The organism is Lutibacter profundi, assembly GCF_001543325.1.
Lineage (GTDB): Bacteria > Bacteroidota > Bacteroidia > Flavobacteriales > Flavobacteriaceae > Lutibacter > Lutibacter profundi.
In genome coordinates, this window is sequence record NZ_CP013355.1 from 960,001 (window position 1) to 973,264 (window position 13,264).

The 13,264-nt window shown below is 33.1% G+C and carries 11 protein-coding genes; 2 read left to right on the forward strand and 9 right to left on the reverse strand.

Going from position 1 to position 13,264, the window contains the following annotated elements; translation table 11 throughout:
- Positions 1 to 773 precede the first annotated feature (773 nt).
- A complete protein-coding gene (locus Lupro_RS04245; protein WP_068206586.1) occupies positions 774 to 1,865 on the forward strand; it encodes a M42 family metallopeptidase in 1,092 nt (363 codons plus the stop codon).
- Positions 1,866 to 2,621, forward strand: a complete 756-nt coding sequence (locus Lupro_RS04250; RefSeq protein WP_082703853.1) for a lysophospholipid acyltransferase family protein — start codon at positions 1,866 to 1,868, stop codon at positions 2,619 to 2,621.
- 99 nt (positions 2,622 to 2,720) lie between these two features.
- Here the strand turns inward: Lupro_RS04250 and dsrP are convergent, their stop codons facing one another.
- From dsrP to Lupro_RS04295, 9 genes are all read right to left on the reverse strand, one after another.
- Positions 2,721 to 3,941: a sulfate reduction electron transfer complex DsrMKJOP subunit DsrP gene (dsrP, locus tag Lupro_RS04255; RefSeq protein WP_068206590.1), complete on the reverse strand. Its 1,221-nt coding sequence runs from the start codon at positions 3,939 to 3,941 to the stop codon at positions 2,721 to 2,723.
- A gap of 130 nt (positions 3,942 to 4,071) precedes the next feature.
- A complete protein-coding gene (locus Lupro_RS04260) occupies positions 4,072 to 5,124 on the reverse strand; it encodes a 4Fe-4S dicluster domain-containing protein (RefSeq protein ID WP_068206592.1) in 1,053 nt (350 codons plus the stop codon).
- A 16-nt stretch (positions 5,125 to 5,140) separates the two neighbouring features.
- On the reverse strand, positions 5,141 to 5,779 hold the full coding sequence (locus tag Lupro_RS04265; protein ID WP_068206593.1) for a cytochrome C: 639 nt from the start codon (positions 5,777 to 5,779) through the stop codon (positions 5,141 to 5,143).
- A 4-nt stretch (positions 5,780 to 5,783) separates the two neighbouring features.
- Entirely contained in the window at positions 5,784 to 6,455 is a 672-nt protein-coding gene (locus Lupro_RS04270; protein WP_068206595.1) for a cytochrome C, read from the reverse strand.
- A gap of 18 nt (positions 6,456 to 6,473) precedes the next feature.
- Entirely contained in the window at positions 6,474 to 8,801 is a 2,328-nt protein-coding gene (locus Lupro_RS04275) for a molybdopterin-dependent oxidoreductase (RefSeq protein WP_068206596.1), read from the reverse strand.
- 8 nt (positions 8,802 to 8,809) lie between these two features.
- Entirely contained in the window at positions 8,810 to 9,040 is a 231-nt protein-coding gene (locus Lupro_RS04280) for a chaperone NapD (protein ID WP_068206598.1), read from the reverse strand.
- Between the two features lie 240 nt (positions 9,041 to 9,280).
- Complete coding sequence (gene acs, locus Lupro_RS04285; protein ID WP_068206601.1) at positions 9,281 to 11,197, reverse strand: acetate--CoA ligase; 1,917 nt, start codon at positions 11,195 to 11,197, stop codon at positions 9,281 to 9,283.
- Positions 11,198 to 11,222: 25 nt separating this feature from the next.
- Positions 11,223 to 11,582, reverse strand: a complete 360-nt coding sequence (locus tag Lupro_RS04290; protein WP_068206602.1) for a DUF779 domain-containing protein — start codon at positions 11,580 to 11,582, stop codon at positions 11,223 to 11,225.
- A gap of 65 nt (positions 11,583 to 11,647) precedes the next feature.
- Positions 11,648 to 13,147: an aldehyde dehydrogenase family protein gene (locus Lupro_RS04295; RefSeq protein ID WP_068206605.1), complete on the reverse strand. Its 1,500-nt coding sequence runs from the start codon at positions 13,145 to 13,147 to the stop codon at positions 11,648 to 11,650.
- Positions 13,148 to 13,264 lie beyond the last annotated feature (117 nt).

The window sequence follows — 13,264 nt, forward strand, 5'->3', positions numbered from 1 at the left end:
AAAAATACAACATTCAAAAATCGATTTCAAATGTAAGTTATTAAAATAATTAACAGCTAATTTTATTTGTAATTTAAATGCTCCATGAGATAGCGCGGATTTGCAATCTGTCCCTTTAAAATAACAACTTCTAATTCCGCATAGTTGTTTCTAATTTTTAGGGTTCGCTACTATCTTCTCTTTTTTAGGGTTGTTCTGATTTTTACTTTATAAATGTATTCGAATTACATCCTTTTCATAATACCTATCTTGCATATTTTGTAATTTTGTTTTCGCTTTAAACGTTCACATCCTTTTTGAAAATCATTGAACAACCATTATCTTCTACTTTCGTGACAATTAGTAATAGTATCTATTATTATTTTTGAGATGTTTTTTTAAAATTACACCTAACATTTGATAGCAAAAAACCTGCTTTAGCCTTTTTAACTTTTCTTAGTTTACCATCAAAATAACACTTCTATAAATTTCTATACAAATAGGATAGGATAACGTTATTACGAGCAAAGCATAGATTTCTAATACAGAAAGTACAGATTTGTAATCTGCATCTCAACATAGTTGTATTGTTATTATTTGTCAAATGCATGGGTTGCAAATCTGCGCTATTTGGGTTACAGCGTTAGGGATTGAGCGGCCTGTTTGAGCTCTTTTAAATTTTGTTCAAAAATTTAAAAAGCAAGTAGTGAAAGCCCGCCCCACGAGGGAACGCCCAAATAATTATTTTTAGTATGAGAAAACTTCCTTATTTTTGATGAAAATTTAACTTAATTATGAGCAAAAAGAAAGCGATACTTACCAAAAAATCTATACTTTTTTTAGAGAAATATTTAAATAATGCATCGCCAACAGGCTATGAAAATGAAGGGCAAAAGATTTGGATGGATTATTTAAAACCATACGTAGATACTTTTATTACTGATAGCTATGGCACTGCTGTTGGTATTATAAATCCTGACGCTAAATTTAAGGTGGTGATTGAAGGGCATGCCGATGAAATTTCATGGTACGTTAATTATATTACCCCTGAAGGATTGATATATGTGATTAGAAATGGAGGTAGTGACCATTTAATAGCACCATCTAAAATAGTACATATTCACACAAAAAAGGGAATAGTAAAAGGTGTTTTTGGGTGGCCTGCCATTCATACGCGTATGAAAGGGAAAGAAGACACCCCTAAACTTGAAAATATTTTTATTGATACAGGTTGTAAAACTAAAAAGGAAGTTGAAGCTTTAGGAGTGCATGTTGGTTGTGTTATTACCTATCCTGATGAATTTTTTATATTGAACAAAAATAATTTTGTTTGTAGAGCTTTAGACAATAGAATGGGTGGTTTTATGATTGCTGAAGTAGCACGATTGTTAAAAGAAAATAAGGTAAAACTTCCGTTTGGTTTGTATATTACTAATTCTGTACAAGAAGAGATTGGCTTGCGTGGTGCTGAGATGATAACTCATACTATTAAGCCTAATATTGCCATAGTTACTGATGTTTGTCATGATACCACAACTCCTATGATTGACAAAAAGAAAGAAGGGGAAACAATTTCAGGTGACGGCCCTGTTATTAGCTATGCTCCTGCTGTACAAAATAATTTACGTGATTTAATTGTTGATACTGCTGAAACCAATAAAATTCCTTTTCAACGTTTAGCATCTTCAAGAGCAACAGGAACCGATACTGATGCTTTTGCTTATAGCAATGGTGGTGTTCCATCTGCCTTAATTTCTTTAGCATTACGCTATATGCATACAACTGTAGAAATGGTTCATAAAGATGATGTTGAAAATGTAATTAAATTAATTTATGAAACCCTCCTTTCTATTAAAGAAGGTGAAACATTTAGTTATTTTAAATAGGTGAAAATACTCCGTACATTTTTAGCAATTGTTAGGCTGTTACTATTTGCATTAGTTACGCTAATTTTTTACAGCCTATTGCTAATTACTAACTTATTTTATAAAAGTAAAGATAAAAAAATTGAAAGAGCAATTATTTACAGACGTTTTATAATTAGAGTTTTACATTATATATTAGGTACAAAAATTACTATTTATGGTAAAGAACCTACTATTTCGGGATTAATTATCTCAAATCATAGGAGTTACTTTGACCCTTTAGTTATTTTGAGAAATATTTTAGCGTATCCCGTAGCTAAAAAAGAAGTTGAATCTTGGCCTTTGATAGGGAGTGTTTGTAAAACTACTGGTGTAATTTTTGTTCACAGAGAGAACAAAAATAGTAGAATGAAAACTTTAGATAAGATTAACATCATTTTAAATAAAGGTTTTTCTATTTTAAATACTCCTGAGGGAACTACACATATTGAACCTACTACTATAAAATTTAAACCTGGCGCATTTGTTATTGCTGCACAATTAGGCGTGCCTGTAATTCCCGTTGCGTTAGATTACAAAAACACTTCTGATGCTTGGATAGGTGATGATACTTTTATTCCACATTTTTTACGCTGTTTTGGGAAATGGCGTACTGAAATTAAAATAAGTTTTCTAGAACCCATATTTTCTGATAACGTAGATGAATTAATAGCGTCTTCAAAAAAACAAATTGACCAAGAATTGCTTCGTTTTAGAAAAGAATGGGATGCTGCGTAACTTTATAAAATAAAAGAGGCTGATTGAAAATTTGATGCCATTCTGAAACAAGTTCAGAATGGCATCTTCAATCAGCCTCTTTTTAACATTCTTTCTTCGTTATTTCTTCTTATAAACTAGTTTTCCTAATTCAATAGCAATACCTGTTTTTGCAAGAATTGTAAATATAAATGCCCCCATTGCCCAAATACCAATAGTAACTGAAATTTCAACAAATGTTGGAGTATACTCTGCTATTTTACCCCAAGGGCCTGGAATAAAACCAGGAACAATTAACCCGAAACCTTTTTCAATCCAAATAGCTACAAACAACATTCCACATACAACATATAAAACCTTAAAATTACTTCTCAATTTATGAAATGTTAACACAGTGGTAGCAATTACATTCATACTAATAGAGGTCCAAATCCAAGGCAATAACGCTGTTTTATCACCCAAGCCAAAAAATAAATACACTGCACTTATACTATGATGTGTTGGTGCATAAAACTCTTTAAACAATTCTGAAATTAACATAATCAAATTAATTTGGGCAGCAACAGTTACAATTAAACTAATTTTTTTTATGGTATTATCGGGTACTTTAAACGCTGTAAATTTTCTAATTACAGCCAATACTAAAATAATTAATGCTGGCCCTGCAGCAAATGCCGATGCTAAAAATCGTGGACCTAACAAAGCATTGTTCCAAAACGGACGTGCCTGCAATCCTTGGTACAAAAATGCAGTTATCATATGAATTGCTACTGCCCAAAATACCGAAATAAATACCCCAGGAATATAAATTTTAGGATTGGGAGTTTTTCCTTGGTAACGCATTATTAAAATATACAATGGTACTGTTATGTTTATAAAAAGGTATCCATTTAGCACCAATACATCCCAAGTTAACATTGAGTTTGGAAAGTTAAACACGCCAATAACAGGTATCATATGCCATAAACGAGCAGGCCCACCCATATCTGCAACTACAAACGCTAAACACATTAACAACGCTGCAACAGCCAATCCTTCACCAATTAAAACTGCTTGCTTAAAATCTATGCTTTTTAAAACATATGCTGGTAGCACTAACATCACAGCCGCAGCCGCAACACCTACTAAAAAAGTGAAATTTGAAATATACAATCCCCAACTTACACGGTCTGTCATTCCAGTAACACTTAAACCCTGCTCTAATTGAATTCCATAATTATACATTCCAAACAACATTACAAAAGTTAGCACCGCCATCCATATATGGTACGCCTTACTTCCGTGCGTAATTTCTAGCAAAGAGTCTTTAATTAAACTTCCTAAAACTTTTAATGTCTTCATTTTTATTTTTATTTGGGCGTATCCTTTTATTTCTAAAAGGTCGGACTTTCGCTACTCGCTTTTTTATTTCCAATAAAAAGAGCTCAAACATACCGCTCTATCCCTTACGCAGTTTTATTTATTTAACTAATTAATCCATATAATACCAAAACTTAGGCTCTGTACCCAAATCCTCTTTCAATCTAAAAACTTTTTTATTTTCTAAAATCCAACGAATAGTACTATCTGGATCTAATAAATTACCAAAGGTTCTTGCTCCTGTAGGACAAGCCTCAACACAAGCCGGATTTTGTCCTTTACGTGATCGTTGTATACAGAATGTACATTTTTCCATCACTCCTTTCTTTCGTAATCTATTTCCTAAATAATGTTGATTTTTATTAACTTCTTCCTCAGGTACTTCAGGTGTTTTCCAATTAAATCGTCTTCCATCATAAGGGCACGCAGCCATACAATAGCGACATCCAATACACCAATCATAATCTATCACTACAATACCATCTTTTTCTTTCCAAGTAGCTTGAACTGGACAAACCTCAACACAAGGTGGGTTATCACAATGAAAACATTGTGTACCCATATAAAAATGCCCTTCAGCTGGAACTTCATGATAATAATTATCATCAGCTTCTTCAAAATTAAAGCCTTTACCATCTTCCATTTCATGGATACGTATATATTGCATTTGAGAAGCTCTATCTTGATTGTTTTCTTCAATACAAGCATTTACACAATCCATATATCCCTGACATTTAGAGATATTAAATGCATATCCAAATAATACATCCTCTTCAGCATCTTTTGAAGACATGTTTATTTTCTTTCCTGTTCTTAATTCATAGGAACGAACCAAACGATTTACCGTTTCATTCTTTTCTTTATCAGTCATTAATTTATAATTCCCTTTAAAGTATTCGTCCCATTCAATAGCTGATTTTTCTTTGCTTTCATCTCCACCAATAACACTACAAGATGTACTTACTGCTCCAGCTCCAATTAAAAGTCCGGCTGTTAGTTTTTTAAATGCAGATCTTCTGCTCATTGATACATCCATTACCTGACTGTATCCATCTTTAGGTGTTTTCTCTTCGCAAGAACCTGTATTGTTTCCACAACTACAATCTTCTAATTTTTTAGATTGATTTAAGTTTAAAGAAAACCATTTTTTAGTATTGTTACTCATTGTTTAATTTCTTAAGTTATTGTCTTTCTTTAACTTTTTCAGTATTGAAACGTGCAGGCCAACGTTTTTCAAATTGTGGTGTATGTGGATTGTGGCAATTCACACAAGTATTTGATAATCTTGGTGGCGCCCAACCTCCTAGCTGTTTTCCATGAGCACCGCCTTTCCAATCTTTAAATTCTTTTTGGTGACATTGGCTACACAATTTATGACTGTAGTTAAAATCAATAGTACTACTTGTTAAACTATGTAAATTTCCCATATCATTTGAAGTATGACAGGTAGCACAATTCATTGTTTCAGAGTTTGCATGGTTTAATTTAATGTCCCAATGTGCTGCTTTTTTATCAGCTTGCTTTTGTACCAGTGCTTCTAATGGCTCCGTATGGCACTCTACGCAATTATAAGATGATAGTTGGCTCTTGCGTTCGGGAATTAAAAACGCTGTTTCACCTTCTTCTACTAGTACTGTTTTAATTTCAGCATTTATCATAGAAGAACTTTCTGAAGGCGCTTTGTAATTAACACTTTCTCCTTCTATTTTTTCCATCACATTATGATATTTTTTTTCATTGTGTTTACAAGAAATTACAAACAAGCAAATGAATGTACCTAACATCACTTTTTTAATTATGGTTATCTTTAAATATTTCATCTTGTTATCGTATAAAATTCCCTATATCCTTCAATTCTTTATTATTCACCACATGACATTGTCTACAATTTGAACGTTCTGGATGAATGACTCTAATTTCTTTTGGTACTGCTGGCCCTGCGTGACATGCCAAACAATTCTCATGCAACTGAATTTGATGTGGAATTACCGGAGGCGCTCCAACAAATGCTGCATTGTCTTCAATAGGTACATAAAAATCTTGCTTCGTATAATTTTTAAATACACCTTTAGTGTTTTCCGTAACATGGCATTGACGGCAATTTACTTTTTCTGGGTGAGGCACTACAGGTGCATAAGCTTTATACTTGGGTACATAACCTCCATTTTGATGACATTTTAAGCAACTCTTCCCTCCTATGATTAAATCATCAATTACTGGATGAGGAATACTTGGAGGAGCTCCGTGAAAAGCTCTATTGTTATAGTATGTTTGCAACGTTCTTTGATGATTTTTATCTTCAGGCATTTTTGCATAATCCAATGCATACTTAGCCCGCTCAAACACTCCTTTTTCAGAGGGGATAAATGCTTGTTCTGTTTCTATTGAAAGATCAACATAAGCTTCTTCTTGTGATGTATAATAGCTTTTAGACCAAATATAAATGACTGTAAACATTAACAGAGTAAATAGTACTATTAAAAATAATCGTTTCATTTGTGTGTTTTTACTTTGTTAAACCCTTTCAACTTTTACAGCACATTTCTTATAATCAGGTTCTTTAGAAATTGGACAAAAAGCATCTAATGTAACATCGTTAATTAACATACTCTCATCAAAAAATGGCACAAATACTTGCCCTCTTGTTGGTAAACCTCGCTGATTTATTGAGGCTGGTAATGTACAAGAACCTCTTCTAGATGTTACTTTTACCTTTTCACCATTTCTAATTCCTAATGTTTTGGCATCCTCTGGATGAAATTCTACATACGCATGAGGCATTGCTTTATGTAACACAGGAATTCTTCTAGTCATAGACCCTGTATGCCAATGCTCTATTACACGTCCTGTATTTAACCAAAATGGAAACTCTTGATCTGGATATTCTGCTGCTGGTTCGTAAGGTCGTTGCCAAATAACAGCTTTCCCATCTGGTTTTCCATAGAAATGAAAATCTTCTCCATTAGAACAAGCAGGGTCGTACACAGCATTAAATCTCCACTGCGTAGATTTTCCATTTACATAGGGCCAAATTGCACCAGACTCTTTCTTTAAAACCTCTAATGGAGCCATTCCATGTTTGGCTCCTTCATGAAATTGTATGTACTCATTATATATTTCTTCTACGTGATTTTCTTCTGAATAAGGAAATAAATCACCATAACCCATTCTTTTTGCTACCTCAATAGTCATCCAAGCATCAGGAGTTGTATCACCCGGGCCTTCAATCATTTTATCCCAGTGCTGGGTTCTGCGTTCTGAATTCCCATACAATCCACTTTTTTCAATATGCCAAGATGCTGGTAAAATAACATCTGCTACATCAGAAGTTGGTGTTGGGAATACATCTGAAACTACTACAAAACATGAATTTTTTTCCATTCCTGAACGGTAACGACTTGTTTTTGGTAATGATACTAACGGATTGGTAACTTGTGTCCAAATAAATTTGATATCTCCTCGGTCAACGGCTCTAAACATTTCCGTTGCGTGATATGTAGGTTTTGAAGGAATATTCTCATAAGGTACTTTCCATATTTTAGCTGCCAATCTTCGGTGCTTTTCATTCATTACCACTCCTTTTGGCAATTTATGTGTAAACGTACCTACTTCACGAGCGGTTCCACAAGCAGATGGTTGCCCTGTTAAAGAGAAAGGACCATTACCGGGTTGTGATATTTTTCCTGTTAATAAATGAATGTTATATACTAAATTATTTATCCAAGTACCACGAGTATGTTGATTCATACCCATACACCAATACGAAACTACTTTTTTATTTGGGTCTCCATAAATGTTTGCTAAATACTTGATATCTTTTACAGAAACTTTAGAATATTTTGCTACTTTTTCTGGAGTATAATCTTCCAAAAACTTTTTAAATTCTTCAAAATTAATCCCTACAGGTTTGTCTTTAAATTTAAAATTATCTTCTATACCATACCCAATATTGGTAGAACCCTTACTAAAATTACAATGCTTTTCTACAAATAATTTATTTACCCAACCGTTATTTATTATTTCATAACAAATGGCATTAGCCACAGCCAAATCTGTTTGTGGTTCAAACAAAATAGACTTATTAGAGGCCATACTAGAACGAGTAGTTCGGGTAGCAAAATCAATAATTTTAGCTCCTCTATTGTTTTTTTGTTCTAACATTCTTGAAAATAATACTGGATGCATTTCTGCCATATTATTTCCCCAAGTAATAAAATAATCTGCGTGATTGATATCTTCATAACAACCCATTGGCTCATCGGCTCCAAAAGTTGTTAAAAACCCTGCAACAGCACTTGCCATACATAAACGTGCATTACAATCTAAATTATTGGTTCCAATAGCTCCTTTCATTAATTTTGAAGCTACATAACCTTCAGGTATTGTTGACTGACCTGATGTATACATTGCAACAGCATCTTTCCCATGTTTCTCAATGGTTTCCTTCATTTTGTTTGCAACAATATCCAAGGCTTCATCAATTGGTATTTTTATATAACTACCATTTTTTTTAACCAAGGCATGTGTTAATCTATCTTTTGCCTGAATACACATTGTTTGGTGGTATCCTTTTACACAAAGTAAGCCTTTATTAACTGAACTATTTGGATCTCCTTTTACTGCAACTGCCTTCCCTTTTTCTACTCCAACTAAAATACCACAGCCAACACCACAGAAACGACATGGGCCTTTTTTCCATTCCAAATTACCTCCGCTTGGTAAATTTTCAATTTGCTCAGAGGCAAAAATAATTCCTGGGAACATTGTAGCAGCAGTTGTCATTGCAGCTACAGCTGCCATTTTTTTAATAAAAGACCTGCGATCTATGCTTTCTTGTATCATTTTATCTATTATTTAGTATCAAAACCAGAAACTAATGACAAATGTTTTAAGCCATTTACATCTAGTAATTTATGATATAATTTTGTGTCTAATTCTTCTGTCTCTGTTTCAGTAACAACCACAATTACGTCGTGATTTTTAGCTGGAAAAACTTCACAGTTTTGTAATTTTTGAAGTTCCTTAACAAATGCTTCTTTCTTATCTTCTTCATAATGAATAATGTAACTTTTTATAGGCATCTTCTTAATTTTGTAACATTTGTTACAAAGATAATTGTATTTCATTAATCAAAAAGCTGACTTATGTCAGTTTTTAGAATTTGGTAATTAATTTAAAATAAATCTAAATAACGATTTAAAGATATTTTTATCTTTTAATGTTTTTCATGAGAGACCTTGCCCTAAAAAAAATTCAAAAAAAATGCCAACCTGATACCAATTCAAGTTGACATTTTATAAGCTTTAAATAAATAATTCGTTTTATTTTTTAACTAATGAACCATCGATAATAGACTGTACTACATCTGGATTTAATAAAGTTGAAATATCTCCCAAATTATCTGTTTCATTACAAGCTATTTTGCGCAAAATACGTCTCATAATTTTACCACTTCTTGTTTTTGGTAATCCAACAGTAAATTGAATTTTATCTAGCTTCGCAATTGGTCCAATATGTTCAGTAATTATTTGATTAATTTCTTTTCGTAAATTTTCATGCTTTCGAGATTCTCCTGTTTCCTTTAGAATAACAAAACCATAGAGAGCACTTCCTTTTACATCATGAGGAAAACCAACAATTGCCGATTCTGCAACTGCTTGATGTTCATTAATAGCATCTTCAATAGGAGCGGTTCCTAAATTATGACCCGATACAATTATTACATCATCTACCCTACCTGTAATTCTATAATACCCCACCTCATCACGCAATGCTCCATCTCCTGTAAAATACATGTTTTTAAATGCTGAAAAATACGTTTCTCTGTAACGCTCATGATTCCCCCAAATAGTTCTAGCCATAGCAGGCCATGGAAATTTAATACATAAGCGTCCATCTACTTGATTCCCTGTAATCTCGTTACCATGCTCATCCATTAAAGCCAATTGAACTCCTGGTAACGGTAAGGTTGCATACGTTGGTTTTGTTGGTGTGGCATACGGTATAGGTGAAATCATCATTCCTCCTGTTTCTGTTTGCCACCATGTGTCAACAATTGGACTTTTCTTTTTCCCTACATTGTCGTTATACCAATGCCAAGCTTCTTCATTTATAGGCTCACCTACTGACCCTAAAACTTTTAAAGACGACAAATCATACTTTTCTACATAATCTAAATTTTCTTTAGCTAGTGCTCTAATCGCCGTTGGAGCAGTATAAAACTGGTTAATTTTATGCTTTTCTACTATTTCCCAAAAACGACCAAAATCTGGGTAGTTAGGTACTCCTTCAAACATAACAGTGGTTGCTCCATTTGCTAATGGGCCATACACAATATAACTGTGCCCGGTAATCCATCCAATATCAGCGGTACACCAATACACATCATTTTCTCTATAATTAAATACATTCTTAAATGTATATGCAGTGTAAATCATATATCCCGCTGTTGAATGTACCATTCCTTTTGGCTTTCCTGTAGACCCTGAAGTATACAATATAAACAACGGATCTTCTGCATCCATAATTTCTGGTTCACATTCATTAGATGCTGCATCTAATAATGGTTGTAACCATTGATCACGGCCTTCTTTCATGTTAATTTCTGAATGAATACGCTTTGCTACTAATACTGTCTCAACACAAGGACATTGTGCAACTCCTTCATCTACAATTCCTTTTAAGTCTATGGTTTTACTTCCTCTATAAGAACCATCAGAAGTAATTACCATTTTACAATCTGCGTCATTAATTCTTGTTGCCAATGCGGTTGCTGAAAAACCTGCAAAAACTACAGAATGAATTGCTCCAATGCGTGCACAAGCCAATAAAGAAATTGCTAATTCTGGAATCATAGGTAAATAGATACATACACGATCTCCTTTTTTAATTCCTTGCGATTTTAACACATTGGCAAACTTATTTACACGCTCATATAATTGTTGATAGGTAATATGCTGAGTATCTTCTTCTGGATTATTTGGTTCAAATAAAATAGCCGTTTTTTCTCCTCTAATTCTTAAATGTCTATCAATGCAGTTTTCAGTAATATTTAATTTTGCGCCTTCAAACCATTTTACTTCAGGTTTTGTAAAATCCCAACTTAAAACTTTATCCCATCTTTTACGCCAAACAAAATGCTCTTCTGCTACTTCTTCCCAAAAAACTTCTGGATACCGAATTGATTTTCTATAAACTTGATAATATTCTTCTAAATGTTTTATGTGATAATTACTCATTTATACTTTCCTCTTTATTATTTTATTATTTATTTAATGCTGAATTTTCCTCTTCTGTTAATATTCTAGAATGAATAATAAACCTGATTCCGAGTGGAATTTCAAGTGAAAAACTAGAACCTCTTCCTTTAGTAATATCAACTGTTAAATGTGTGTGTTTCCAATATTCAAATTGATCTTGGTTCATATAATAATTCACTCCTACTAATTGTCCTAACAGTATATCACTATCATCCAAATACATATCTTCTTTTTCAAAAATCATAGGTGCTGAACCATCACAACAACCGCCACTTTGATGAAATATTAATTCGCCATGCTTGGCTTTTAACTGTTCTACTATTTTTGATGCTTCTTCTGTAATTGCCACTCTTTCAAAACTCATTCAAATGAAGTTTAAAAAGCTGACCGCAAAAAATACAGTCAGCTTTTGTTATTTTAATCTACTTTCTAAAAGAAACCTAATTTATTTTTGTCGTAAGAAATCAACATGTTTTTAGTTTGGCGATAATGATTCATCATCATTAAATGATTTTCACGACCAAATCCTGATTTTTTATAACCACCAAATGGTGCATGAGCAGGATATGCATGATAACAATTCACCCAAACTCTACCAGCTTTAATTGCTCTTGGTATTTGATATAATTGATGTGCATCTCTAGTCCAAACTCCAGCTCCTAAACCATAAAGTGTATCATTCGCAATTTCCAATGCTTCTGCTTCATCTTTAAATTTAGTAACAGCCACAACCGGTCCAAAAATTTCTTCTTGGAAAACACGCATTTTATTGTGTCCTTCTAAAATAGTAGGCTGTATATAATAACCATTCGCTAATTCTCCTTCTAATTTACAAACATCACCACCAGCCAATACTTTTGCGCCTTCTTCCTTTCCTATTTTGATATAAGATAGAATTTTTTCATATTGATCATTAGATGCTTGAGCACCCATCATACAATTAATATCGTATGGATTGGTTTGATTGATAGCTTTTGTTCTAGCTACTACCTTTTCCATAAATTTATCGTAAATATCTTCTTGCACTAATATTCTTGAAGGACAGGTACAAACTTCGCCTTGATTAAATGCAAATAAAACAGCACCCTCAATTGCTTTATCTAAAAACGCATCATCTTCATCCATAACACTATTAAAGAAAATATTAGGAGATTTTCCACCTAATTCCATTGTAACAGGGTTTAAATTTTTAGATGCATATTGCATTATCAATTGACCTGTAGTTGTTTCACCTGTAAAAGCCACTTTATTAACTCCAGAGTGTGATGCTAAAGGTTTTCCTGCTTCTGGACCAAAACCGTGAATAATATTAAGAACTCCAGGAGGAAATACATCTGCAATTTTTTCCATTAATAAGGTTGCTGACGAAGGAGTTTGCTCGGCTGGTTTTAATATGACACAGTTTCCGGCTGCTAAAGCTGGAGGTAATTTCCATGACAACATTAACAATGGAAAATTCCAAGGAATAATTTGTGCAACCACTCCTAAGGGTTCTTTAATATTCATTGATAAAGTATTTGCATCTAACTCAGTTGCTGAACCTTCTTCTGCTCTAATTACAGCTGCAAAATAACGCCAATGATCAATAGACAACGGAATATCTGCATTTAAGGTTTCCCTAATTGCTTTTCCGTTATCACACGTTTCTACCAAAGCAAATTCTTCCAAATTAGCTTCAATAATATCTGCTACTTTATTTAGAAGAGCTGCTCTTTCTGCTGCTGAAGTTTTACCCCAGGCATCTTGAGCTGCATTTGCTGCGGCCACAGCGTTATTCACATCTTCTTTTTGTGAACGTGCATACTTTGCAATTAATGAATTGTCTATTGGTGACCTATTTTCAAAATACGCACCTCCTACTGGGTTTACAAATTTACCGTTTATAAAATTCCCATATTTTTCTTTAAATGTTGGTTTTGAATAACTCATGATTTTATTTTTTTGAAAGATAATAATTTATTTTAACTATCAAAAATATAAGAATGTATCAAATATTACTTGCTAACTTTATGATTATTATAAAAGTAGAGGTCAATTTATCGTATT